At 57.4% G+C, this 25,888-nt stretch carries 23 protein-coding genes and 1 pseudogene; all 24 read right to left on the minus strand.

Annotation, left to right across the window (positions count from 1 at the left end; genetic code table 11):
* Window positions 1–138 precede the first annotated feature (138 nt).
* Entirely contained in the window at window positions 139–1,407 is a 1,269-nt protein-coding gene (locus HMPREF9163_RS03560; protein ID WP_009440293.1) for a radical SAM protein, read from the minus strand.
* Window positions 1,370–1,999 carry an aminoacyl-tRNA hydrolase gene (pth, locus tag HMPREF9163_RS03565; protein WP_009440294.1) on the minus strand — a complete coding sequence of 210 codons (630 nt, stop codon included), beginning with the start codon at window positions 1,997–1,999 and terminating at the stop codon, window positions 1,370–1,372. Before pth ends, HMPREF9163_RS03560 begins: the two co-directional genes overlap by 38 nt.
* Before the next feature lie 3 nt (window positions 2,000–2,002).
* Window positions 2,003–2,848, minus strand: coding sequence for an undecaprenyl-diphosphate phosphatase (locus HMPREF9163_RS03570; protein WP_009440295.1), 846 nt, complete (start codon window positions 2,846–2,848; stop codon window positions 2,003–2,005).
* Window positions 2,849–2,963: 115 nt separating this feature from the next.
* Window positions 2,964–4,313, minus strand: coding sequence for an NADP-specific glutamate dehydrogenase (gene gdhA, locus HMPREF9163_RS03575; RefSeq protein WP_037345863.1), 1,350 nt, complete (start codon window positions 4,311–4,313; stop codon window positions 2,964–2,966).
* Between the two features lie 152 nt (window positions 4,314–4,465).
* Entirely contained in the window at window positions 4,466–4,945 is a 480-nt protein-coding gene (gene rlmH / locus HMPREF9163_RS03580) for a 23S rRNA (pseudouridine(1915)-N(3))-methyltransferase RlmH (RefSeq protein WP_009440297.1), read from the minus strand.
* Window positions 4,942–6,045: a S1C family serine protease gene (locus HMPREF9163_RS03585; protein WP_009440298.1), complete on the minus strand. Its 1,104-nt coding sequence runs from the start codon at window positions 6,043–6,045 to the stop codon at window positions 4,942–4,944. Before HMPREF9163_RS03585 ends, rlmH begins: the two co-directional genes overlap by 4 nt.
* A 15-nt stretch (window positions 6,046–6,060) precedes the next feature.
* Complete coding sequence (locus HMPREF9163_RS03590) at window positions 6,061–6,873, minus strand: MBL fold metallo-hydrolase (RefSeq protein ID WP_009440299.1); 813 nt, start codon at window positions 6,871–6,873, stop codon at window positions 6,061–6,063.
* An 89-nt stretch (window positions 6,874–6,962) separates the two neighbouring features.
* Entirely contained in the window at window positions 6,963–8,198 is a 1,236-nt protein-coding gene (locus HMPREF9163_RS03595; protein ID WP_009440300.1) for a Wadjet anti-phage system protein JetD domain-containing protein, read from the minus strand.
* On the minus strand, window positions 8,167–10,674 hold the full coding sequence (locus tag HMPREF9163_RS03600) for an SbcC/MukB-like Walker B domain-containing protein (protein WP_009440301.1): 2,508 nt from the start codon (window positions 10,672–10,674) through the stop codon (window positions 8,167–8,169). Before HMPREF9163_RS03600 ends, HMPREF9163_RS03595 begins: the two co-directional genes overlap by 32 nt.
* Window positions 10,675–10,773: 99 nt before the next feature.
* Window positions 10,774–11,487, minus strand: a complete 714-nt coding sequence (locus HMPREF9163_RS12320) for an ATP-binding protein (protein ID WP_232296656.1) — start codon at window positions 11,485–11,487, stop codon at window positions 10,774–10,776.
* The gene (locus HMPREF9163_RS03605) at window positions 11,456–12,055 is read right to left on the minus strand and encodes a DUF4194 domain-containing protein (RefSeq protein ID WP_009440303.1); all 600 of its coding nucleotides are present in this window, start codon (window positions 12,053–12,055) and stop codon (window positions 11,456–11,458) included. The genes HMPREF9163_RS12320 and HMPREF9163_RS03605 overlap by 32 nt, the downstream gene beginning before the upstream one ends.
* On the minus strand, window positions 12,052–13,263 hold the full coding sequence (locus HMPREF9163_RS03610) for a Wadjet anti-phage system protein JetA family protein (RefSeq protein WP_009440304.1): 1,212 nt from the start codon (window positions 13,261–13,263) through the stop codon (window positions 12,052–12,054). Before HMPREF9163_RS03610 ends, HMPREF9163_RS03605 begins: the two co-directional genes overlap by 4 nt.
* A 54-nt stretch (window positions 13,264–13,317) precedes the next feature.
* Window positions 13,318–13,470, minus strand: coding sequence for a hypothetical protein (locus tag HMPREF9163_RS12325; protein ID WP_009440305.1), 153 nt, complete (start codon window positions 13,468–13,470; stop codon window positions 13,318–13,320).
* Between the two features lie 20 nt (window positions 13,471–13,490).
* Window positions 13,491–14,093 (minus strand): 1-acyl-sn-glycerol-3-phosphate acyltransferase, encoded by a 603-nt coding sequence (locus tag HMPREF9163_RS03615; RefSeq protein WP_009440306.1) that lies wholly within the window; start codon window positions 14,091–14,093, stop codon window positions 13,491–13,493.
* 11 nt (window positions 14,094–14,104) lie between these two features.
* Window positions 14,105–14,758, minus strand: coding sequence for a (d)CMP kinase (gene cmk, locus HMPREF9163_RS03620; protein WP_009440307.1), 654 nt, complete (start codon window positions 14,756–14,758; stop codon window positions 14,105–14,107).
* Window positions 14,755–16,077: a 3-phosphoshikimate 1-carboxyvinyltransferase gene (gene aroA, locus HMPREF9163_RS03625; RefSeq protein WP_009440308.1), complete on the minus strand. Its 1,323-nt coding sequence runs from the start codon at window positions 16,075–16,077 to the stop codon at window positions 14,755–14,757. The genes cmk and aroA overlap by 4 nt, the downstream gene beginning before the upstream one ends.
* A complete protein-coding gene (locus HMPREF9163_RS03630; protein ID WP_037345867.1) occupies window positions 16,078–17,334 on the minus strand; it encodes an NAD(P)/FAD-dependent oxidoreductase in 1,257 nt (418 codons plus the stop codon).
* A gap of 58 nt (window positions 17,335–17,392) precedes the next feature.
* Window positions 17,393–18,061 (minus strand): annotated as a pseudogene (locus HMPREF9163_RS03635) (pseudouridine synthase); the annotation flags it as partial.
* Between the two features lie 8 nt (window positions 18,062–18,069).
* Window positions 18,070–21,462 (minus strand): DNA polymerase III subunit alpha, encoded by a 3,393-nt coding sequence (locus HMPREF9163_RS03640; RefSeq protein WP_009440311.1) that lies wholly within the window; start codon window positions 21,460–21,462, stop codon window positions 18,070–18,072.
* Between the two features lie 36 nt (window positions 21,463–21,498).
* The gene (locus HMPREF9163_RS03645; RefSeq protein ID WP_037345868.1) at window positions 21,499–23,256 is read right to left on the minus strand and encodes a hypothetical protein; all 1,758 of its coding nucleotides are present in this window, start codon (window positions 23,254–23,256) and stop codon (window positions 21,499–21,501) included.
* 31 nt (window positions 23,257–23,287) lie between these two features.
* Window positions 23,288–23,992 (minus strand): glycosyltransferase family protein, encoded by a 705-nt coding sequence (locus HMPREF9163_RS03650; RefSeq protein ID WP_009440313.1) that lies wholly within the window; start codon window positions 23,990–23,992, stop codon window positions 23,288–23,290.
* Window positions 23,979–24,920: a hypothetical protein gene (locus tag HMPREF9163_RS03655; protein ID WP_037345870.1), complete on the minus strand. Its 942-nt coding sequence runs from the start codon at window positions 24,918–24,920 to the stop codon at window positions 23,979–23,981. The genes HMPREF9163_RS03650 and HMPREF9163_RS03655 overlap by 14 nt, the downstream gene beginning before the upstream one ends.
* 97 nt (window positions 24,921–25,017) lie before the next feature.
* Window positions 25,018–25,344 (minus strand): divalent cation tolerance protein CutA, encoded by a 327-nt coding sequence (cutA, locus tag HMPREF9163_RS03660; RefSeq protein ID WP_009440315.1) that lies wholly within the window; start codon window positions 25,342–25,344, stop codon window positions 25,018–25,020.
* A gap of 26 nt (window positions 25,345–25,370) precedes the next feature.
* A partial coding sequence (locus tag HMPREF9163_RS12330) for an ATP-binding protein (RefSeq protein WP_037345871.1) occupies window positions 25,371–25,888 on the minus strand: 518 nt, incomplete at its 5' end.

A 25,888-nucleotide genomic window follows, 5' to 3' on the forward strand; every position in this document is an offset into this window, starting at 1 on the left:
GCCTCCTTGTTCGGACGAAAAAATCTACGCCAATTTGACGGACTTCATTTTATCAGCGATTCCTATATCTTTTCCATAAAAGAAATCCCTATGCATCTACGATACACAGGGTCATTCTATCCGATATTGTACGAGAAGTCAATCATTTACATAGTGACTGAAGCTGCCGATCACAAGCTGCGGGAACTCCGCGTGAAGCGCCTCCATAAATGCCCTCGTGCCGACGGGTGCGCCCTCTGCCTGCGGCATCGTCTGCAAGAAAATCGTCGGGTCAATGTTCAGATTCCGCATCTGTATCATCTGAACGGGCAGAACGCGAAAGAATTCCTGCCACGCTGCAAGCTCTTCCACACGATCCGTAAAGCCCGGGAAGTGCAGGAGGTTCAGCGAGACGTAGACGCCGTGATCGAGCGCGTAACGGAGGGATTCCTTTACGTTGTCCAGCGGATAACTTGCGCGATAATATGCATCATAGCTCTCGTCGCGTGCACTGATGATGGAGACGCGCAGGGAGTCGAGTCCCGCGTCCACAATCTTGCGCATCCCTGCGGGAAAGCCCGCGTTCGAGTTCATATTGATCTGCCCGCGCTGCGTCACGGCGCGAATCCTACGAATTCCCTCGGCAATCCGATCCGCCGCAAGTGACGGCTCACCCTCGCAGCCCTGCCCAAAGCTGATGATACCGTCGGGTGCAATGGAGAGATGGTAGATGCCGACCTCGGCAATCTCCTCCGGCGTCGGCGAAAATGTAATGCGCTCCTGCGGCGAGGGACAGCACTCCGAGCTCTGCAGCGAGATACATCCGAGACAATTCGCATTGCATACAGGCGATGTCGGTACGCCGCACTCCCAACGCCTGTAGAAGAGATTCTGCGCCGTCAGGCAGTGATAGTTCAGCGAGCAGTTCCCGACCTGCTCCACAATGCGGTTATGCGGCAGCTCCTTCATCGTGCGACGCACGAGTTTTTTGAGTTCCTTTCCGTTGTAGTTGGCAGGATCCCATTTCTCGTTTTCATCCGTATAGACGGCGGCGACGCAGAGCTGCCCGTGATGGGAGACGACAGCGGTATATCCGTAGAGCGGCAGCGGCGCAGCGCCCTCCATGCGGTCGAATGCGGGCAGATGCGTGCGCGTATAGCCCTGCGGGAGGATTGCCGCGACCGCCGTGCCCACGATGCGCTTCTCCGTGCCGTCAGCGCCCTGCCCTGCAGCCAGATGATCGGGCATAAACATGAGATCGGCGCTCTCGGGAAGAGGAATCAGATCGTCAGAACGGAGCGGAAGATTGGACGAACCAATGCGCCCCATCCCACGCACGCCCTCTGCCTCGCAGATGTTTCCGCGACGGTCGGCGTAGACCGCCGTGATCTCACTCCGCTGTGCACGCTTCGCTGCTTTCGCCTTCATGACTCTCCTCTTGTTTTCGCGCCTTCTTCTTGTGCGGGTTGTAGCGGTTCATCACGAGATCCACGCCGTCCGTCACGATGCACTCGACGGCGGGCAGGAGATAGCTTATTGCCTCGCGAATCTTCGGCACATCCTCCGCAAGGAACGGCGAGAGCACGTGATTGATGACCGTCCATCCTGCAGGCGGTCTGCCAATGCCGATGCGGACTCGCGCAAAGTTCTCACCACCGACGTGTGCAATGATAGACTTGATGCCGTTGTGCCCACCCGAGCTGCCCTTTTTCCGAATGCGCACCGTCCCCGCAGGGATGTCCATGTCATCGTGAACGACGGTCAGATCATCCGCCGCCATCTTATAGTAGGAAAGCATGGGGCCGATCGCCTCGCCACTGTTGTTCATATAGGTGAGCGGCTTGACGAGAAAGACCTTCTCGCCGCCAATGCGCACCTCTGTGACAGCCGAAAAAAAATCTTCCTTCCATGCGGGCGCGTTCAGCCGCTCCGCGAGCGCGTCCACGAGCATAAAGCCGACGTTGTGCTTCGTCTGGGCATACTCCGCGCCGGGGTTGCCGAGCCCCGCAATCATCTTCATGATTTACTCCTTCGTCGGATCGCCGATCAGGAAGAGATAGGCGAGCACAATGATGCCGAGCGCGATGCGGTACCAGCCGAATGCCGTGAAATCATTGCGTTTGATATAGCGCAGGAGGAACTGGATCGAGAGGATGGAGACGATGAATGCCGTAACCATGCCAACGCCCAGAATGACAAGTTCCGTGCCCGAGTAGTTCCATCCGAATTTGACGAGTTTCAAAAAGGATGCGCCGAACATGACGGGAATCGCGAGGAAGAAGGTGAACTCCGTCGCAACGTAGCGGCTCGCACCGAAGATGATGCCGCCGAGGATCGTCGCGCCTGAGCGGCTTGTGCCCGGCACAAGCGAGAGCACCTGAAACATGCCGATGATGAACGCCGTGCGGTAATCAAGCGCAGAGAGGGCGTCCACACGCGGCGTGCGGCGCTTGTTCCAACGCTCCACCACGATGAAGAGCACGCCATAGAGAATTAACATGGAGGCGACCACGGGCGCATTCATGAAATGCTCTTCCATATATTTATTGAAGGCAAGTCCAATCACGGCTGCGGGCAGACAGGCAACGATGACCTTGCCCCAGAGGTCGAGAGTTGCGCGGCGCTCCGCCTGCGACTTGCTGCTCAGAAACGGATTGAGCTTCTCCGCATTCAGCACGACAACGGCGAGAATCGCCCCGAGCTGAATGACGACGAGGAACATATCCATGAACGCCGTCGACACATCGAGACGGATGAACTCATCGACGAGGATCATATGCCCCGTACTGGACACGGGCAGCCATTCCGTCAGACCTTCCACGATGCCGAGAATGACGACCTTCACCAATTCTACCAATGCAATATCCACTGTAAATATACGCCTCCTGTGAGTTTCTCAGTAAAATCCCGCCTATTATAGCACACTTCTCCGCTTTATGCACAAAAAAGGCTGCCGAAGCAGCCCTTGATTTGTGATTATAGTCTTACACGAGCCCGTGTGCGAGCATAACATCCGCAACCTTCGAGAACGCAGTGATGTTTGCACCTGCGACGAGATCGTCGGGGTCAGCGTAGAGCTCCGCATTCTTCTTTGCATCGCGGTAGATGTGGCTCATGATCTTGCGGAGGCGCTTATCAACCTTCTCAAACGTCCACTGACGACGCTCGGAGTTCTGCGACATCTCGAGTGCCGAGACTGCAACGCCGCCCGCATTTGCCGCCTTTGCAGGAGCAAAGAGAACACCGTTCTTCTGGAAGTACGCAATCGCGTCAAGCGTGGACGGCATATTTGCGCCCTCGCCAACCGCCTGCACGCCGTTTGCAACGAGCAGCTTTGCAGACTCCAGATCGATTTCGCTCTGCGTTGCGCACGGGAGCGCGATATCGCATTTCACCGACCATACGCCCGTGCAGCCCTCGTGATACTCTGCATTCGGATGCGTGTCCGCATACTCCTTGATGCGCGCACGACGGACTTCCTTGATGTCCTTGAGCGCTGCGAGATCGATGCCGTCCGGATCGTAGATGTAGCCGTTCGAGTCGGAGCAGGTGACAACCTTTGCGCCGAATTCCTGCGCCTTTTCGATCGCATAGGTCGCAACATTGCCCGCGCCGGATACGACGACCGTCTTGCCCGCAATGTCGATGCCCTTTGCCTCGAGCATATCCTGCACAAAGTAGAGGAGTCCATAGCCTGTCGCCTCGGTACGCGCAAGGCTGCCCCAGTAGTCCGTGCGCTTGCCCGTGAGGACGCCTGCGTCATAGGAGTCGCGGATGCGCTTGTACTGGCCGAAGAGATAGCCGATCTCGCGGCCGCCGACGCCGATGTCGCCCGCAGGAACGTCCACGTTCGGGCCAATGTGGCGATAGAGCTCCGTCATAAAGCTCTGGCAGAACTTCATGACCTCGTTGTCGGAGCGACCATGCGGGTCGAAGTCCGAGCCGCCCTTGCCACCGCCGATCGGAAGTCCCGTCAGAGCATTCTTGTAGACCTGCTCAAATGCGAGGAACTTCAAGATATCAAGCGTGACGCTAGGATGGAAACGCAGCCCGCCCTTGTACGGGCCAAGCGTGCTCGACATCTGTACGCGATAGCCACGGTTGACCTGGATCTCCCCCTTGTCATCCACCCACGGCACACGGAACGAGATGATGCGATCCGGCTCGATCATGCGCTCGAGGATCTTGTGCTCCTTGTACTCGGGGTGTTTCTCCAAAAGGGGAACGACGGATGTCAGAACCTCGGATACCGTATTCTTGAAATGCGTTTGATCGGGGTCGCGCTTCGACACCAGATCGAGAATATCATTTACATACTGCTTCATGTCAGACATTATAATTCCTCCCTCTGTTTGTTCGGTGCCCTTCATCGAACGTGACTGAGTATAGCACACGGCACAAAGGTTTGTATAGGGATTACAGGCATGAATACAATATGCAGTGGAAATACAAAAAAGAAGTGCCGATTGCGGCACTTCTCCAAAATTTACAGGTGATAGGGTTCTCCCCTGCTGATCTTGAACGCGCGGTAGATCTGCTCCATGAGAAAGAGTCGGATGAGCTGATGCGGGAGCGTAAAATGCGAGAACGAAAGGCGCAGATCAGCACGTCTCCTGACCTCATCCGCAAGCCCAAAGGGACCGCCGATCAGAAAGGCGATATGACTCCGCCCGCCAACGGTGAGGGTGTCAATCTTTGCCGAAAACTCCTCCGAGGAGAGCTCCGCGCCGCCCACATCCAAGACGATGAGATAGGCGTCCTGCGGCACCTGTGCGAGGAGGCGCTCCCCCTCGCGGCGCAGGATATCCGCCTTTTCCGCAGCGGAGGGCTTTTCCTTCATCCGCTCCTCTGCAATCTCGATCGTGCGCACGTCCGCGTATGGGCGCAGACGTTTCTCATACTCCGCGATTCCCTCGCGCAGATATTTCTCCTTCAGCTTCCCTGCACAGACAACGGTGATCTTCACCGGTCATCCTGCGGCATTTCTTCGAGCGTGACCTCTGCCTTGCGCTTCGTATCGTTGCGGTCGTAGGTCACAGTCACCTTGTCGCCGACCTTGTACGAGGCGATCTTCGTGCGCAGCTCCGCAACACTGTTGACCTCCTCGCCGTCGATCTCGAGGATGATGTCGCCGCGCTGGAAGCCTGCCTTGCCGCACGGGCCGTCGAGCGTCAGGCGGAAGATGTAGACGCCCTTGTCGATGTTCAGCTGATAGCCGTAGCGTGCCGCCGTCGCTGGGTCAAAGACGGATACACCAAGGTACGGACGCGCCACATAGCCCTTTTCGATCAGTTCGTTCACGATGGTCTGCACCGTATTGATCGGGATGGCAAATCCCATGCCCTCGACGGCAGCAGCAGCAACCTTTGCACTGTTGATGCCGATGACCTCACCATCCGCATTGACAAGCGCACCGCCCGAGTTACCGGGGCTGATTGCCGCATCGGTCTGCAGCAGCTTTACACGCTTGTCGCTGACATCGAGCGTGCGGTTCAGTGCACTGATGACACCAACGGTAACGCTGCCCTGAAACTCAAGCCCGAGCGGGTTGCCGATTGCAATCGCAGGCTCACCGACCACAACCGTATCCGAGTTGCCAAAGGTCGCCGTCGGCAGATTACTTTCATCCACCTTTACCACGGCGAGATCCGTGAATTCATCCTGCCCGATAAGCTTGCCCTTGAGACTGCGCCCATCGGAGAGCGAGACAATGATCTCCTTCGCCCCGTCAATCACATGATTGTTTGTCACGATGTAGCCGTCACTGCGGAAGATCACGCCGGAGCCGACGCCCTCCGTCTCGACAGGGTTGTTGAACCAGTCACGGGCGACCGCCTTGTTCGTGATACCGACGACGGCAGGGCCAACCGCCTTTGCTGCACGGACGACGGGGGTATTGCGTGCCTCCGAAAGACCTGAAACGTCGACCGTCTGCGCCGGCTTCATGCCGCCGACCGTGTTGTCTGCCGCCGTCCCCATCGAGCAGCCGCCGAAGATGACAAAAGACGCCATGACAGCTGCGGCGACGAGGGCAATGCCCTTGCGCTTCTTGATTCGGATGTTCATAGAAACATCTCCTTTTCACATAATAATTTCTGCCCCACCCTCCGGCAGACAGCTCTCTATGTCGAGCGTGATGCCGCGTGAGGCGAGGATGTCATTCACCGTATCGCGCGCGAGCGTCGGACGGTTGTTCTCCTCCGAGAGATGCGCGAGATAGACCTTGTGCGGTGGCTTCTTCATACGCGTGAGCGCCCATGCGGCGTCACCGTTCGCAAGATGTCCGCGATTCGAGAGAATGCGCCGCTTGAGCGGCCACGGGTAGCTGCCCTGACGCAGGAGGTCGGCGTCATGATTCGCCTCAAGTACGAGCACGTCCGCCCCCTCCATCGCATCCTGCACCGTCTCAGTCACAACACCGAGATCCGTTGCCAGCGTGCAGCAGTGCGAGCCTTCGAGTCGGAAGCCACACGGCTCCGCCGCATCATGCGAGATCGGAAAGGGGCGCACGGTCACAGCACCGACCGTGAAATCATCTGAAATGCGGTGCATGTCCTCCGCAAATGCCGCGCCGCCGTCGATGCCCGCAAGCGTTCCACGCGTGGCGAGGATCGGCACATGGTACTGCTTGGCGAGCGTCCTCAGCCCTCGCACGTGGTCGATATGCTCATGCGTCACGAGCACAGCGTCCAGAGACTGCGGCTCGACGCCGCGCGCGCGCAGCCCCTTTGTGATCCGCGCCGCACTGATGCCCGCGTCAATGAGGATGCGCGCGCCGTCCAGCTCCACATAGACAGAATTCCCCTTGCTCCCGCTCGCCAGTATCGATACCTGCAACGAACAGCCCCCTTTCTTTCGCACATCATATTCCTTTTTTCTGTAAATTGTCTGCATATTTTCTTTGACGGGTATGTGATGATTGCAGGAAATGCGAATCTGCGGATCACCCCTGCGACAGACACAGATCCGAGTGGATTTTTCTCCTACGATGTCATATCATTTTCCCACAAGAGCGCTTCCTGCTCCAACCATATGCCCTCGGCGAGCATGACGCGGATGAGTTCGTGCCACAGGGCAAAATCCTCACGGCAAAGAAGCGCCTTGAGGCGTTTTTTCTGTGCGTCCGTCAAGTTTTGGGCAAAGGCACGATGGGCGCGCAGTTCCTCCACGTCCATCCGATACGGCATCAGATGGGAAAAGAAGTTCTTGCGCAGATATTCAAAAATGCGAATCCCGCCATAGTCCAGATCCCCCCAATGCGCTATATCAGGGGGCTGCATTCTCGAAATCTTCGACAGCAACGCCTGTATGGTGCGATTTGGAAATCCCGCCGTATAGATGAGGAGGTAATCCGCCCCCTCCTGTGCAAGGACCTCTGCATTCGTCAGATTCTCGACTGTCAGGATGGAGGGCGGCAGTGCGTCAATCTCCATTGCTGCAACGGTGTCATACGTCAGCTCGATCCCGCCCGCAAAGTCGGCAAGCATATACGCTCTGTCATGCAGCGAAAAATCCATGCGCCCTGCAATCCATACTTTCCCATGATGACCCGTGATGCCCGCCATATCCAGATACGCGGCATCTGTTTCACAGGGTTCCTCTGCAAAGCGCCGCAGAAGGATGAGCAGGGGCGCCTCGATGCATCGTTCAAAATACTTGCTGTCGCCAAAGACGCGCTGACTGAATACGCGCTTCGGTATGGCATTCTCCCCCGCAGCGGGCAGCGAGAGGATGGCGCGGATCAGACCCGCGCGAATCTCCTTCTCCCTAGGCAGGAAGGATGGAAGCTTGTTCGCTGACAATATCTCGTTCGCCGCATTGCAGCAGCGCCGTATCCATATGCCCTTTGCCGCCGCCAGCCGCGAAATCTCAGAACGGTACTCCTCAACGCGCACAAGCGGCATTGTGCGCCCCATACGTTCATAGAGCTGCGCCGCATCCACTGCAAGCAGAATGCGCTCGATCCGTCCCGTGCCATGACGCTCCCACACGACAGAGATCATGCCCTGCCGTTCGAGTTCCTCTGCCGCCGCCTCGATTGCCTCACGCCGATCCGCATCAAGCTCGTCCGCATAGGCAGAGGCAAGCGGTGATTTCCGTAGGCGAAACTGAGGCCGCCGTCCCGCCCCGCCGATGGCAGCGTTGCTGCGTTCGTATTTTTCGAGAAGGATGCTCAGAATCTCCCGCTCATAGTAAGTCCTGCTCTCCACTTGCCTCATGTGTCATCCCCTTCTCCCACGTCCGCACATCGCCCAATTCATCGGTAAAGCAGTGATTGCCCGCATTTGTTACGATGATCGACTGATCCATCAGGGGGGCAATGGCGGCGAGCTTCTCATCCGGGACGGCGACAATCAGCTGCATGTCCATGCGCTTGATGAGCTGAATGCAGGATTTGATGCGCTCCTCGTCCATTTTGTTGAACGCCTCGTCAAAGACGGTGAGGCGTATGGTCTTGTCGTTGTAAATCTGCTGAAACGCGGCAAGGATTGCAATGTAGAACGGCGTCTGCGTCTCGCCGCCCGAGGTCTGCCGCAGAACGCGCGAGTACAGATAGGACTGCCCCGCCGTATCCGTGATGCGGATATCGTAGTCGAGATAGCGCCGATAGTCGGAGAACTCCTCCTGCTCCTCGGGCGTTCCTTTGACCAGTTTTTCAAACAGCTCCATCGCCTGCTCGTTTGCCGCCGCATTGGTCTCCGCAAAGAGCCCGCCCGCCATCTCCCAATCCGCCGTCATGACCGCATCGTAAAACGGCTTGTACTTCGCGCTGGGCGTGATGAGGAAGCTGTATTTATCCTTGTGGAACTGAAATTGATCGAGCGAATAGTTCAGGTCGCGGAATTCATGCCGCGCACTCTCGATCGCCTCGCGCATACTGAAGATGAAATGCGCCTTGAACTCCATCTCCGACTGCGCCAAAGCCTCGCGCGCCTTCTCCTCGAAGGCGGGAATATCCGTCGCCGCGAGGCGGGCGTGGATCTGTGCGTAGTAGGCATGATCGGGGTCATAGACGTGCCCCGTGTCGCCGTGTTCCAGCCCGTAGCGCTCGCGAGCAACGAGCAGCTGCTGCCACATATTGTCACGCCGCGTCTCGTTGCCGCGCCGGCTGCTCTCGTAGCTCTGCAGACGCTCCACCATGCTGCGCTCGCCGTGTGCCTCCTGCATGAGAGCGGCAAGACGCGCCTCGGCTGCCTCGGACAGCTCCGGATAGGCATCGCGCCACGCCCGAACCGCCTGCCCCGACTCCTCCTCCGCGCGTGCAAGAAGCGGCAGTGCGCGCTCCGCCTGGTCGAGCGCAGACTCGGCACGGACCTGCTCCTTCGTCGTCTCACTGCATGCGCGTGCCGCCTCCTCTGCGTGCTGACGCGCCTCCTCATAGGCGGCTTTCAGGCGCTCCGCCTCGCTGAGATCCATGCCGGAGAGCTCCTCAGCCATCCGCGCCAGCTCCGCTGCGCAGGCTTCGAGTTCGGACAGGACGCTCAGCTGCTCGGCAAAATCTCCATACCGATGCAGAGGCTCGTGCAGAAGGTCGGCAAATGTCTGCATGCGGCGCGCTTCCTCTGCGAGCGCAGCAAGTCGTTGACGCACCTCCTCCAACTCCCGCTGACGGATCTCTAGCTGACGCTCAATCGCGCCCGCGCCGATGTACGGGATCTCATAGAAGCGCCGTGGTATCTGACGCGCCACAAGCCCCTTGTAGGACATACAGCTCTTGGTTGCGGCCCTCCGATACGTTATCATCTCCTGCTCGTCTGCAGCCTGCATAACCGACCCAAGCAGATGGTCAATGCGTGCCTGTGCAAGGGGATTCTTCGCCTGCAGGAGGGCTGCAAGCGATCCGTTTTCCTGTACGCCGAGATACTTTTTCTCTGCCTCCGTATTGACAAGCCCGACGCCGTCGAAATGGCGCTGCTTCTTTTCACGCTCATAGATATGCAGCGCCTCACGAAAGACAGACTCATCCACGAGGAGATCGAAGCGCTGGGTGTTCAGATAGCCTTCCAGCGTGTCGCGCCACGCCTCGTCCAGAATCTCCAGCTCCTCGCAGAGCACATAGACCCCGGAGCGTCCCGCAAGCCGCTGCTCCAAGAGCTCCTTGAGCCGCGTCATCTCGGGGCGGTATTTGCGTTGCCGTCGCTTGAGCCCGTCAATCTCTGCGCGCAGTTCCTCCTGCCTCGCTCCGGCTGCCGTCTGCTCCTGTTCCAAGAGGAGTGCGCCGCGCTGCATCCCTGCGCCGATCTCAGCGAGCAGTGTGCCGCCATCGCGCAGCCCCCCTTGTAGCTGCCCAATCTCCTCCGCCTGTACATCATCCTCTGCCGTATGTGTGAGTATCTGCGACAGCTCGCCCAAGGATGCCGCCGCGCCCTCCGGCAGCGCATAGAATTCGCCCGCAGGATATGCGGCAAGCGCTGCAATTCGCTCGGATTCCCGCAGCATTTTCTGCTGCAGCTGTCGATGGGATGCTCTGAGCGCACGCTGCTTCTCCTCGCATTCCTTCTGTGCTGCAAGCAGTTCGTCACGCCTTCGCTTTGTATCATTGCCCTGCCACGCGGCATATGCCTCCTGCTGTTCGAGGTTCCTGCGCTCGGACAGCCGCTCCTGCTCGTGCATTTTGATCTGCAGCTCATCCACACGTTCGCGGCACGCCTCTTTCTGCATGCGCCCCGCATCCAGCTTTTCCGCCTCGCGCATATGCCTGTAGGACAGGAGGACAAATTCCTGCTCGCATGCCGTATCCCGCCACTTGCAGAAGGAATCATAGTGCTCCTGCAGCGTTTCCAGTTCGCGCTTCTACGCGCGCAGCCCCTGCAGATCGCGCTCGAATTTCTGGTAGGAGTAGAACACCTCGCGCAGGACGTCCAATTTCAGATCGCGCGGGAGGAGGATGTACTCATAGATAAAATCGCGCACCTGATTGATGGGGCGAAAGGCGAGCGCGCGTGAAAAAGCCGGCAAGAAGCGTGCAGAAAGCTGCCCCAGACGGTTCATCAGGCGCCGCTGCCACTGCTTCTTCCCCGTCTCGAAGACGCTGCTGCCGTGTGCATAGCGCCGATGAAATGCCTCCCGTGTATAGAGCGCGCCGTCCTCCCCACGAAACTCGACCTCCGAGAGGGCACGTCGATCGAGCAGGAAGAATTCCTCCTGCAAGCTGTCATCGCGGAAGACATCGACCACATATCCTGCAAGAAAGGAAACTTTTTTTATATCGTCATAGAATTCCAGCACGATGTAGGAGGTGAATTCATCCGCGCGCAGATACTGTACCCCTTCTGCCTTGATCTTGCCGCGCAGATAGTGCAGCAGCGTCCGCCGAGCCTCCTGCGTCGCCGCAGCGTTGAACCGCGCCTGTGTCTGACTCCCAATGAAGATGTACTGCAAGGCGTCGAGCAGTGTGGACTTGCCCGCGCCGCTGTGCCCCGAGAGCATGGTTGCCGAGCCGAAGGAAATCTCGTCCTCATCGAAATAATGCCAATTAATGACCTTCATTTTCCGTAGCTTCTTCATCGTCCTCCTCCTTTCTCTGCCGATAGATCTCCAGTCTCTTGTGCAGTTCCGACAGCTCCTCCCCGTCGACGGCAAGCACAAGCGTGTGGAAGAGGCGGATGCGCGCCTCCTCGGACAGCTCCCGATCGAGTACATCTGCGAGGCGGTATTGCTTCGAGAGCTGTGTGAGGCGCTGCAGCGCTGTTTTCTTGAGGTCGGGCAGATGCAGTGCCAGATACTTGGCACGGATCTCCGCGAGCGTGGTCATTGGAAAGGTGCTCAGGTTCAGCCCTGTACGCTTTTCCTCATAGATGAGGCGCAATACGAGCAGCCATATGCTCTCCTCCAACGTCAGGGATCGCCTGTGCGCCATCCCCGTGGAGAGGAGCCACACGATCTCATAGCGCTCGTCCACGCGGAACTCCCAGCCGATCACCTGAAAGTACTCCGCAAGCTCTTCGCGGTAGCGCCGCGCCGCAATGTAGAGTGCCGCATCGTGTTCGCGCGTCAAAAAATTGCACGCCAAAAGCGACTGTATGACGCTCTGGATGCGTGTGCGCTCCTCTTCGTTCAGCAGTTCCAGCTTCATCTTCTCTTCTCCCTGCGCCTGAGCGTGCGGTTGCTGTATCGTATCGTATCCTGCTCGCGTATCTCCTTGTGCCTGCCCAGCTGATATCGTGCCAGCTCGTCATGCCCGTAGAGATAGACGTAGAGCAGCTGCAGGAGGTCGGGCTCCGCCGTCTCACGGAGGATGGTCAGCAGTTCCTCGATCTCCATCGAGCCGCGCTGTCCGAGCACCTCCAGAATCCACGCCTCGATTTTCTGCCGCGAGATGCCGCGCGCAACGCGCTCCGCACTCTCACGCCGCACACGCTGACGCAGCTCCTCGTCAACGCTGCGCACGGGCGTTGCCGCAGCCGGTTCCAGAATGCGCTTCTTACGCGGTACATAGCGGGATGCAGGCAGTAGCATATCCATCGCTTGCAGACGGAAGAGACGCGACAGCCCGCCGACCTCGCTCCCCTCCTCGCGCGCCTCGGCTATGGCGAGGAGAACGCCCGCAATCATGCTTTCCGTTCGAGCACTGCCCGCCTGCTGCAAGTACAGCGCACGCTCGTAGGACGCGCGCACATACTGATTGTGGCGACGGTCGATCTGGGCAAACATATCATCAAGTCCCCGATAGATCTCCTCAATCGTCTGCAGCGATGCGTTCATGCGGTATTCCGCAGCCTCCACCGAGTCGGCAAGCTGACGGCGCACGGCATCGTCGCAGAGGGCACGCAGACGCTCCTTGTTCTGCCGTATCTCCTGCACTTCCTGTAGGATGCGGATACGATAGCGCGAGACGTGATCCGAGGTCTTGAGGCGATGATAGCTGCGATCCACGATATCCGCACGATATTCGACGAAATGATGGGACAGCACGTCCTGCAGACTCGTCTGTGCGGAGACCTGTTCCATCTTGCTCTTGATATTATTCAGCAGAATGCGCAGTTCCTCGACGAACTCCTCGGCGAGCCGCTCCGCCTCGAGCACAGCCATGCTCGGCTGCGCCTTTGCCGCCTCGCCTGAGAGAACCTGATAGGTCGTGAAGGCAAAGCGCTGATACTCCACCGCCCGCCCCTCGCAGAGATTTGCAAAAAGCCCCCACAAGCGGCTGCTGTAATGTGGGAGCAAAATAAATATTTTGAAGTTCTCGCGCTGCTCATAGTCCAGCCAGCCGAATTCCTTCATGCGACGGATCATGTGATTCGCCTTGGCGCGCGACTCCTCCGCGCCGGCATCCTTCGCCAAAAAGTCCTCATCCTCGTACGCAACGCCGGCTTCCGCCCAGCTCTCGATCAGCTCCTAGAATTTATCGCGCAGAATCTCCTGCTCGATGCCGAACTGGGCAAGGCGGTACTGCTCGTAGAGGCAGAGTCCCGCCTCCGCATAGATCCGCCGGCATTTCCCCGCCAGCAGCCCGAAAAAACGCTCGGGCAGAACATCAAACAGCTCCACTTCCTCACCTCACGTTCTATTCACTTGCGTGCAAGTTCATCCTTCATCCGCGCAATCTCTGCCATGATCTCCTCGGAGAAGGAATCCAGCGACTCCTTGCTCTTACGGTCGCCGTGAAAGGAGATCGGCGTGCCGTACATAATGCGCAGCTGCGGTATCAGACCACCGTTTGCAAAGATACGATGCGAGTTCAGAATGGCAACGGGCACAATCGGTGCGCCCGTCATGGCGGCGATGAGAGCGACGCCCGCCTCCGCCTTTTGCAGCTCGCCCGTCTTGCTGCGCGTGCCCTCGGGGAAGAGCCCCAGAACGCGCCCCTCCTTCAGCACCGTAACCGCCGCCTTGATCGCGCCGCGGTCGGATGCGCCGCGCTTCACGGGAAAGGCATGACAGCGGCGAATCGCCGCGCCGAAGATCGGATTCTCGAACAGCTCGATCTTCGCCATGTAGCTGACGGGGCGCACGATGAGGCTCGCCATGAGCGGCGGGTCGATATTGCTCGCGTGGTTTGCAGCGAGGATGACCGCGCCCTCAGCGGGGATATTCTCACGTCCATAGACGCGCGTGCGGAAAAGGGTATAGAAAATCAATCGGAAGAAATACTGTAAAAATCCGTAAAGCATATCCGCCCCGCCTATTCCGATAGTTCCAAGATCCGCGCGACAACGTCGTCGATGGAGAGCGCCGTCGAGTCGAGCAGCACAGCGTCCTCCGCCTGCCGCAGAGGTGAGATTGTGCGCTCGCTGTCCTGCTTGTCACGGGATGCAATCTCATCTTTCAGCTCATCAAAGTCAACGGCATAGCCCTTTGCCACCATCTCGTCATAGCGGCGGCGTGCGCGTTCCTCCACGGATGCCGTGAGGAAGATCTTCACGTCGGCATTTGGCAGCACATTCGTCCCGATGTCGCGCCCATCCATCACGACGGCACCGTCCACCGCCATCGCGCGCTGCAGCTCCACCATCTTCTCGCGGACGGGGCCGAGTGCCGCGACGCGCGAGACGATATGCGTGACCTCGGGCGTGCGGATCTCAGCGGTCACATCCGTGCCGTCGACCGTGACGCGCGTACCACTCTTCGTGCAGGCAAGGCGCACGTCGATATCGTGAACCGCACGCAGAATCGCCTCATCGGTCGCCTCTTTGTCATCCCGCAGGGTTTTCCAGGCAACGCCGCGATACATCGCGCCCGTGTCGATATAGGTATAGCCGAGCTTTTCCGCCACAATCTTGGCGACGGTGCTCTTGCCCGCACCTGCGGGGCCGTCAATCGCAATCACACGCTTCATAAAGATCCTCCTTTGCTCAGACGCTCCATCTCGGAGAAGAATGCCGGATATGAGATATTCACGCTGTCCGGCTCCTCGATCCGAACGCCCTCCGCCGCCACGCCGAGGACGGCAAGCGACATTGCCATGCGGTGATCGCCCCAGCTGCTGACCTGCGCCTGACGTATCTCAGTTTTTCCGTGGATGATGAGCCCGTCCTCCTGCTCCTCGACGCTGCTGGGCGCGAGCTTTTGAAACTCCTCGGCGATTGCGTGGAGACGGTCGGTTTCCTTCACACGCAATTCGCCCGCGCCCGTGATGACGGTATCGCCCTCGGCAAAGAGCGCGGCGACCGCGATCACGGGAATCTCGTCGATGAGGCGCGGCATGATCTCCGCACCAAAGGAGATGCCGCGCAGGGACGCCGACGCGACAATGATGTCCGCCACGCGCTCCCCGCCGCTCGTGCGCTCGTTTTCGAGCTGAATATTAGCGCCCATCTCTGTGAGTACGTCGAGAATGCCCGTACGCGTCGGATTGATGCCCACATTTTTCAGCAGGAGTCGGCTGCCCTCGATGATTGTACCTGCGACGAGGAAGTACGCTGCCGAGCTGATATCCCCGGGCACGGTGATTTCCTCGGGCGCACGATAGCCACCCTCCTCCACGGGGAATAAAGTAACGTTCGTCCCTGTGCGCTCCAAACGCACGCCAAAGCCCGCGAGCATCTGCTCCGTATGGTCACGCGATACATATGGCTCTGTCACGGTAGTCGGTGCATCAGCATAGAGCCCTGCAAGCAGAATTGCAGACTTGACCTGTGCACTCGCAACAGGGCTCTCATAGTGGATGCCGCGCAGCTTCTCTCCCGTCGGTACAATCGTAAGCGGGAGATTGTTGTTTGTATTTCGCCCGTAGATTCGTGCGCCCATCGCGGAGAGCGGCAGGAGCACGCGCCCCATCGGGCGGCGCGTCAGCGATGCGTCACCGCAAAATGTCGAGAGGAAGGGCTGCGGAGCGAGCAGTCCCATCATGAGGCGCAGAGTCGTCCCGGAGTTGCCCGCATCGAGCACCGTCATCGGCTCGATCAGACCGTGCAGCCCCTTCCCCGTAACGATCAGCTCGTTCTCATTCAAAAACTCCACATCCACGCCGAGCGCGCGCATGACGCCGACCGTCGAGAGGCAGTCCGCCGCATGGAGAAAATTCCTGATATGAACGGGCGTATTGCCCAGCCCCGCAAACATGACGCTACGGTGCGAGATGGACTTGTCGCCCGGAATCTCGACCTCGCCCTGCCAGCCGTGCCGCACGGGCGCAATCGTTTGAATCTCTGCCATTCACTTGTCCCCTTCCAAATTCCAAACGCTGTAAGAACCGGCGGCATGTCCCATCGAAAACGCCGCCTGTAAATTGTAGCCGCCCGTATGCGCATCCACATCGACCAGTTCGCCGACAAAATAGAGATGTTTCACAAGTTTGGACTCCATTGTGCGCGGATCGATCTCTCGCGTCGCAACGCCGCCCGCCGTCACAATCGCCTCTGCAATGGGACGCGTCCCCGTGACCCGCAACGCCAGCGCCTGCAAGGTGTGTACGAGACGTTCCCGCTCCTTGGCGGAGACCTGCTGGGCGGAGCGCTCGGGCGAGAGGTCTGCCGCATTCAGTACGGGATCGATCAGGCGCTTTGGCAGGAGATCGATCATTGCATTACGGAGCTGCTTGCGCTCGTACTTTACAAAGTCGCGCTCCACGCGCTCGCGCAGTTTCTCGTGTGTCAGTGCGGGTTTCAGATTCAGCCGCAGCTCGAGCTCCCCCTGTCCCGCCGCAAAGAGTTCCGACGTGCGGCGGCTCAGCTGCAAAATAATGGGACCCGTTACGCCAAAATGCGTAAAGAGCATTTCTCCAAAGAAATCCTGCTCCTTCCTGCCCGCATGGTAGAGGGTCGCGCGCACATTGCGCAGAGAGAGCCCCTGTACATCCTTCACCCACGCATCGCTTGTTACGAGCGGGACAAGCGCGGGAAAAATCTCCGTTACCGTGTGCCCGGCCGCACGCGCAAGCGCATAGCCGTCACCCGTCGACCCCGTCGCGGGATAGGAGGCACCGCCCATCGCGAGGATCACGGCAGCCGCCTCGATCTGTGTGCCGTCCGCAAGTCGGACACCGCACACACGACCGTCCTCGATGATGAGTTCCGTCACCGCTGCATTCGTCCGAATCTCGACCTTTTGATCGTGCAGATGGCGCACGATAGCATCCACCACATCGAGCGCACGGTCGCTCACGGGAAAGACACGATTGCCACGCTCCGTCTTGAGCGGTACGCCCAGACGCTCAAAGAACGCCATGACATCCACATTGTCAAAGGCGCGCAGACTGCTGTTGAGGAATCTTCCGTTCCCAACAATATTCTTGATGATGTCAGGAATCTCGTCTGCGCTTGTGACGTTGCAGCGGCCTTTTCCCGTAATCATCATCTTGCGCCCGACGCGCGACATCTTCTCCATGAGCAGGACGCTCCCGCCGCACTCTGCCGCTGCGGTTGCTGCCATCATTCCCGCAGGGCCCGCGCCCACTATGACGATCTTCTTCACTGTCTGCCACCCCCGCAATTTCACGCAGCGCCCGAATCTCCTCTGCCGTCAGATGACGGAATGCCCCGCAGGCAAGTCCTCTCAGCGTCAGCTGCGCGAATCGCACGCGCCGCAGGGAGACGACGCGGCAGCCAATCGCCGCAAACATACGGCGCACCTGACGATTGCGCCCTTCGTGAATGATCGTCTCGACCACCGTGCGTCCTTCCTCTGCCCTGAGGATTCGTACCCTTGCAGGAGCAGTCATGCCGTCCTCGAGGAGAATCCCACGGCGCAGCTGGGCAAGCCCCGCTTCTGTGACTTCCCCGACAATCTCCGCATGATATGTTTTCGTGATCTCAAAGCGCGGATGCAGGAGACCCTGCGTCATCGCGCCGTCATTCGTAATGAGGAGCAGCCCCTCCGTATCTGCGTCCAATCGTCCCACGGGATAGAGACGTGCCGAAAAGTCGGGCAGGAGGTCGAGCACGGTCTTGCGTCCCCGATCATCCCGTGCCGTCGAGAGATAGCCGCGCGGTTTGTTGAGGAGGATGTAGTATTTCTGCTCTTCCGCCCCTATTCGTACACCATCAACGGTGATCTCGTGCCGCACAGGGTCATACTTCGCGCCGAGCTCCGTCACAACAGTACCGTCCACCGCCACGCGCCTCGCACGAATCATTTCCTCTACTGCTCGTCGTGACGCCACGCCCGCATGGCTGAGGATCTTCTGCAGTCGTTCTTCCATATCGCTCCCTATCGCACCTTGACCGCGCTCTCGCCCATGAGTTCCGTAAGTGCCTGCCGCACCGCCGCCGAGCCGTCAATCCAGTAGTGTTCTCCCAGCTGACGCCAGCGCCCGTCACTGCGGACATAGACGGGATGCTCCCCCGGATGCGCGGCAAAGAGTTCCTGCATCTTAGTCCACAGCGTACGTCGGTCGGCATCGGCGGACGGGATCAGATAGAAGGATGAACGATATTCGCTCATCCGCCAGATCTGATCGGCGAGCAGCTTCGGCTCCTCGCCCGTCGTATCGACATGCCCCTCCACGACGAGAATCATATCCGTCTCCAAATCGGACACGTGCGCATAGAAGACGCGCGGAAACACCGTCACCTCAATCTTGCCGCTGAAATCCTCCAACTCCGCAAAGAGCATAGTGTCGCCTTTCTTCGTTGTAAAGCGTTTCGTATTCGTCAGTATGCCGCCGATGCGTACAAGCTGGCGATCCTTACGAACGGTATTCGGGATCTCACCGATGGAGAGCAGTGCGGAGAGCGTATCGCTGTAATCGTCCAGTGGGTGGCCTGTAATATAAAAACCCGTCGTTTCCTTTTCCCACGTCAGACGCTCGCGTGCTGTACTCGGCGGAACATCTCCGGAGACGGCAATCTGCTGAACCTCCTCCATCGTTTCCTCGCCAAAGAGACCGCCCTGTCCGCTCAGCACATCGCGCTGACGACGAGCCGCATCCTGCATCGCAGCATCAAGGGATGCAAGCAGTTGATTGCGCTCCGTACCGATGCTGTCAAACGCGCCGCATTTGATGAGGCTTTCGATTGCGCGCTTGTTGACCGTACGCATATCGACGCGCGCGCAGAAGTCCACAAGCGAGCGGAACTTGCCGCCCTCCGCACGCACGCGCTCCATGCTCACAATCGCATTCTCACCGACATTGCGCACGGCAGCAAGCCCGAAGCGGATCGCACCGTCCTCAATGCCGAATGTCGCCGCACTCGAATTGATGTCGGGGGGCAGAATCTTGATCCCCATCTGGCGACAGAGCTGAATGTAGACGGGGATCTTGTCCGTCTTGTCCATAATGCTCGTCAGTACGCCCGCCATAAACTCTACGGGATAATGTGCTTTGAGATATGCCGTCTGCCATGCAAGCAGACCGTAGGCGGCACTGTGGGACTTGTTGAACCCATAGTCCGCAAAATGCGTCAAGAGATCAAAGATATGGTTCGCAAGCGATGTCTCAAGCCCGTTCTTCGCACAGCCCTGCAAAAAGATTTCCTTCTGTGCCATCAAGAGGTCATGTTTCTTCTTCCCCATCGCACGGCGTAGCAGATCCGCCTGTCCAAGGCTGAACCCTGCGAGAACCTGCACAATCTGCATGACCTGCTCCTGATAGAGCACAACGCCGAATGTCTCCTTTAGGATCGGCTCAAGGAGAGGATGCATATAGACAACCTCTTTGTTCCCATGCAGACCGTCGATGAAGTCCGTCACCATGCCGCTGCCGAGTGGTCCCGGTCGATAGAGTGCCACCGTCGGAATAAGATCGACAAAGCCCTTCGGCTGCAGATCCTTGACAAGATTCGTCATGCCCGCCGACTCCATCTGGAATACAGCTCCTGTATCTCCATTACACAGCATTCGTGATGTTTTCTCATCGACAAGCGGTATTGCATCAACATCCAGTTCAATCCCATGCGATGCACGTACATGACGCACTGTATCTGCAATAATGGTGAGGGTACGCAGCCCTAGAAAGTCCATCTTGAGCAGACCGAGTGCCTCCACATCGTCCTTGTCGAACTCCGTAACGAGCGTCCCCTCCGAGACCCAGACGGGCACCTGGCTCGCAAGCGGTTCCTTCGCAATCACAACGCCTGCTGCATGAATGGAGATATTGCGCGGCAGCCCCTCGATCCTTCGCGCAAGGTCGATCACCCTGCGAACACTCTCGTCCTCGTCATAGAGACGGCGGAAGTCCGACGACTCTTTGAGGGCGCGCTCCAACGTGATGTTTAGTTCCGCAGGAACAAGCTTCGTGATGGTCGAAACCTCACTGAACGACATTTCAAGCACACGCCCGACATCGCGAATCGCGCCCTTCGCTCCCATCGTACCGAAGGTGGCAATCTGTGCGACATGGTCGTCGCCATAGCGCTCCTTTACATACGAAATCATCTTCCCGCGGTTGATATCGTCAAAGTCGATATCAATATCCGGCATGGATACGCGTTCCGGATTGAGGAAGCGCTCAAAGAGGAGCGCATACTGCAGTGGATCGATATTCGTGATCTCGAGGAGATAGGCGACAATGCTGCCCGCTGCGGAACCACGCCCGGGACCAACGGCAACGCCGTGCTTCCGCGCGTAGTTGATGAAGTCCCACACGATGAGGAAGTAGCTCGCATATCCCATGTCGCGAATGACGCCAAGCTCATAGGAGAGGCGCTCGCGAATTTCATCCGTGACATCCGCATAACGCGCAGAGAGGCGCTCCTCACAAAGTGCACGAAGATACGCGTCGTCGCTCTCATAGGGCGCGGGCAAGGGATAGAACGGGAGCTGCAGTTCTCCAAAGGTGAAATCCACCTGACAGCGCGTAGCAATCTTCGCCGTGTTCTCAATCGCCCCCGGATAGTCCGCAAAGAGCGCCGCCATCTCCTGCTCCGATTTCAGATAGTAATCGGGACCCGAAAACTTCATGCGGTCAGGATCGTTGATGGTTCTCCCTGTCTGCACACAGAGGAGAATGTCATGAAATTCGCTATCGTCTGCATGGACATAGTGCACATCATTTGTTGCAACAAGGCTAATCTCATGTTTTTTCGCAAGATCACGAAGCGCATGGTTGACTGTCTTTTCCTCAGGCAGACCATGATCCTGTATCTCGAGAAAGAAGTTCTCCCGACCGAAGATCTCCACATATTCACGGACGAGCACGTCCGCCTGCTCCATATTCCCGCGCAGGATTGCCTGCGGAATTTCCCCCGCCACACAGGCAGAGAGCGCAATAATTCCCTCGTGGTATTTCCGTAGCAGCTCCTTGTCCACACGCGGCTTATAATAATATCCCTCGATATTTGCGAGGGATATTAGCTGCACCAGATTGCGATAGCCGGTTTCATTTTCGGCGAGAAGGATTAAATGGTAGTAGCGTGTGCCGTCCACCTCCGCGCGCTCCTGCCGCATACGCGGCGCGAGATAGACCTCGCAGCCAATGATGGGATGGATGCCCTGCGCCTTTGCTTCCTTATAGAATCGGACAGCACCGTACATAACGCCGTGATCGGTCATAGCGACTGCGTCCATGCCGAGCTCCTTCGTGCGCCGAACAAGTTCCTTGACGCGGCTCGCACCGTCGAGCAGACTGTACTCTGTATGCACATGCAGATGTGCAAAGGCCATGCTTCTCCTCCCTTCCGTTCATTTATCTCATCAAGTCTAAATTTTCGATGCGCAGAATTTCTCCCAGATTTCCTGATATAGGTTTTCCAAGTCTTCCATATAGCCTTGTACGTTCATCAGGGGCGAGCGCTTCATATTTGCGCGCAGTCCCATATGGTACGCCTCGATCAGCTTTGGCGACTCTGCAAGTTGAACCGCGCGTCGTACATAGTTGATGTCGTTCTCCGCAACGAGCTCGCGTACGCCCGCATTTGTCAAAATGGAGGCACCGAAGCGGGAGCCGTGCGTGCGCCCGCGCAGCGAGATGACAGGAACCCCCATATAGAGCGCCTCGCACGTTGTCAGGCCGCCGTTATAGGGAGCGGTATCGAGCGCGATGTCAATGTCCCGATACTGCTCGAGGTAGTCCGGACTATACGGACGAAATTCCACGCGTGTAAGATCATAGTTCAGCAAGGAGAGGCGGTGCTTGGCAAAATTGAGCCCTGCGTCAATGCTTGCGATCTTCCCCTTGATAATGAGCTTCGAGCCCTTAACAGATTCGAGAATTCCACGCCATAGGAGCAGAATTTCATCCGTAACCTTGGCAAAATTATTGAAGCTGCCAAACGTCACATAGCCGTTCCTGCGCACGGGAGTCTCATACCCCGCCTCAGGCATTGCACGGATCTCCTCGGGCGCATAGCAGAGGTGGGAGTGCGGCATGCGCAGAATCTGCTCGGTAAAACCGACCTCTGCCGCGCGGTCACCCTTGGGAATGCAGATCTCATCGGAGAGGAAGTAGTCAATCACGTGCAGTCCCGTCGTATTCGTATAGCCGATCCCCGAAATCTGAACAGGAGCAGGACGGAACGCCATAATCGGCAGTGCGTTGTCTTGCGAATGTCCAGACAAATCCACCAATACATCAATCTTATCCTCTGCAATGAGTCGTGCCGCCGTCCGCGGCTGGCGTCCGCGCAGATCACGCCATGTGACACGACGTGTGCGGAAACGCTCCGTCACGGCATCGCTCCTGCCCGTTGCATAGCAGAACACCATGAACTGCTCGCCGTCAAAATGACGCAGCAGAGGTGTCAGGAAATACGAGACAGCATGCTCACGAAAATCGGGCGAAATATACCCAATGCGAAGTTTTCGCTGCGATGAACGTACGATATTGTCATGCACATAGGGCTGAACATCTATGAGACTGTCATAGTATTCCGCCTTGATCCGTCCCTCTTTCGCTCCGAGATGGCGATAGTTGCGCATGAAGAGATACTTGCTGTAGAGCTCCGCTGCTTCATCCGCCTCATCCGCAAGACGACTGGACATAAGGAGTTCATGAGCCGCCCCCTTTGCCTCTCCCGCCAGGTAGAGCGCATCGGCAAGCCATCCGCGTGCACGCTTCAGCATCTGATGATAGATTGCGTAGGAGAGATCCTCCTCGCCAAGCACCTTCGCCTTGCAGCTCAGTTCCTCAATCAGATCTGCGAGCAGCGGTATCTCGTCGTCCAGACGAAACTCCAGCGCCGCAAGTCCGGCCTGCACCATGCGGGCACGCGGATGGCGCGGCTGGGCACGTAGCACTTTCTGGGCAAGCTCATCTGCCTCGTCAATTCGACCACTGTAGAGCGCCACTTCGGCATTAACGGCCATCGCGTCGACATCGCCCTCCATCAGACGATTCACTTCCTGAGCACAAGCGCGCATACCTTTCAGATCACCGTCGGCAGAGAACTTCGTGGCCAGCTTCAGCCAGTTGAGCTTTTCCTCCGCCGCATGTTCAGCCTTTGGCGGCTGTTCCTGCATAGACATGAACCTCCTTTCTACACATATTTATTCAGACTTCGGGATGTAATTCTGCACCGTATTCATGCAGAAAAATCTTTTGATATCGCTTGTATTCGGGCGCGAGCGGCTTTTCGCACGGGCAGTGGATGCACCAGAAATCCTCTTCCTGATTTGGCACGACCACCTTGAAATCATGCCGCTGCATCTCCATGCACATCGACGTGTCATAGAGATGCCAGCCCGTGAACAGATCTTCGCGCCAGCGAATGTCATACTGCGTGGCGAGGAAGAGGCCGTCCACAGCCTCCACATCAATGTATGCCCCGTCCGGCTCCATGCAGTGCGAGTCCACAACGCTCTCCGGCTCGCAGTGATGGAGAACGCGTCCATAGGTGCGTAGCCCGTCCCACCAGACGCCGGAGCGCGGCAGGCTGCGGCAGCCGATCATACCGATCAGCCCGACCGTCTCATCCGCAAAAATTGAGAGCAGATCGGCGATAAGATTCTTGTTGACGACAAGCACATCCTGATGCAGATAGACCTTGTAGCGTGCATTCGTCGCGCGCGCCCCCTCGTTATAGCCTGCACACATGGAGACGGCATTCCGTACTGGTACGTAATCCACTGTCATTCCATCGGGAATATGGAGCGACTGTAAATACAAAAGACACTCACTGTATACATCCTCATCGTTGACACAAGTGATGAAGGCGACTCTATTCCGATCCAGATCCATCTTCTTATCTCTTTCCATTGGACATATCTCTCTGCATCCTGCGATAGCACTCTCGCTCGATCGGATCAACGCTCTCCATCGCACTCGCATCCATCATCTCGTAAATAAAATCACCCCGCCCATTTGGCTCCTCTGATATCCGCTGATAGAACGGCTCTGTATGGACAACAGTCTCACGCACTAATGAAGATAGATATGCGGGAAACACCGCAAGGCGATCCACCATATCCCACAATCCGCACACTGATGCCGCACTCTCCACATCGTACTCAATCCGATGAATGAGACGTACAATGCGCTCACGTTCAGCCGACGTATACATGGATTTCAGCAGGGAAAGCTCTGGCATGGAACGATCCGCACGCACGAGATAGAACTCTGTCTCCAGATCATCCTGCTCGTTTTCAAAGCCTGCTGTCACGAGACGTTCAATCAGATCTTTCGGCGCTTCACGCTGCTGCTGACGCACGCGGACACTTTTATAAAACGAGGCATAGAGAAGATTTTCAAACTCACGTCTGGCGTAGAGCCGGGAAACAATATTGTAATAATGCCCCTCCATCAGATTTTGGAGCACAGACCAATGACGTATGTTGCGGAAGCTCGTGAGAAGTGCTCCTGTCTCCTTGAGAAACATGGAAAAACCCGCAGCAATATCCTGCGGATTGTCGGCGTTCTCAAAGGTAAGATCCGAAATAATATAGTCAAAGAATCCACGCGTATAGGGTAGCGGCACCACAAGATAGTCCAGAATCTGCCAGTGAACCTCTGACAGCTCATCAATCTCCGCCTCGTCCGGCTCAGCCGCAACGACATAGAGCTCTGCCTGCGGAAACATACTGCGTAGCTTATGCAGATACGTCAGACTCTCAACCACCAGAATGCGCAGATGTGCGGCATTCGGCTTTAGAAAGGCGAGCAAATCAGGACGGATTTTTTCAGCCAAGTGTTGCCCCTCCATTTTGTAATAATATCTCTGCGAACAAAGACCTTTTTATTATATCACAAAATGTAAAGAACATATACGGCTATACGTCCCACTTTTATCCCAGAAGTGGGATGACAAAAATCTCCGGCGTCTCATAGGGATGTATTGCTCTGATCGCCGCAAGCGTCTCCTCTGCCCGATTCGCATACACGCGCAGCTCGACCTTGAGTTCCGGCGCCTCGCAGAGTTCACCGATTGTCCCCTCGTACGGAGACGCCCCCACGAGCGGACGCCATGAACCCGTCACACGGGAGTAAGCAAGACAGCTATCATAGTTCCCGATCTGTCCTGCCCCCACCGAACGGAGCACCTGCCGCAGCTGGGGCAAATGCGACTCAGGGATAAATATCTCCAACTTCACGTATTTTATTTGCGTGGTCATGACGTGTCCTCCGTTTTCGGGTGCATTCAATCAATATTCAGACCGACATCGCTGCGCAGCTGTATTGCCTCCGCAATATGCGCCGCTGTGATGGCCGTACTTTGCCCCAGATCGGCAATCGTCCGTGCTACCTTGATAATGCGGTCATGGGAGCGTGCCGATAGGTTAATCTGATGAAACGCCGCCTCAAGCAGTGTTTCCGCGTCCTTATCGAGTTGGCAATATTTCTTTATCATACTGTGATTCATCTGTGCATTACAAAAGAGGCCGTGTCTCTGCAATCGCTCGCGTTGAATAATGCGAGCCGCCACAACGCGCTGACGAATGGATTCAGAGGATTCCGCCTTACGCGTAGCATGAAGATCCGCATAGGTTACACGCGACACACGGATATGAAGATCGATACGGTCAAGCAACGGCCCTGATAATTTTCGTGTATATCGCTTGATCTCGCCCGCAGAACACTCACATATATGATCCTTATCTCCGTGAAATCCGCAGGGACATGGATTCATTGCCGCTACCAAAATGATACTAGAGGGAA

Source organism: Selenomonas sp. oral taxon 138 str. F0429 (genome assembly GCF_000318175.2).
Classification (GTDB): Bacteria; Bacillota; Negativicutes; order Selenomonadales; family Selenomonadaceae; genus Centipeda; species Centipeda timonae.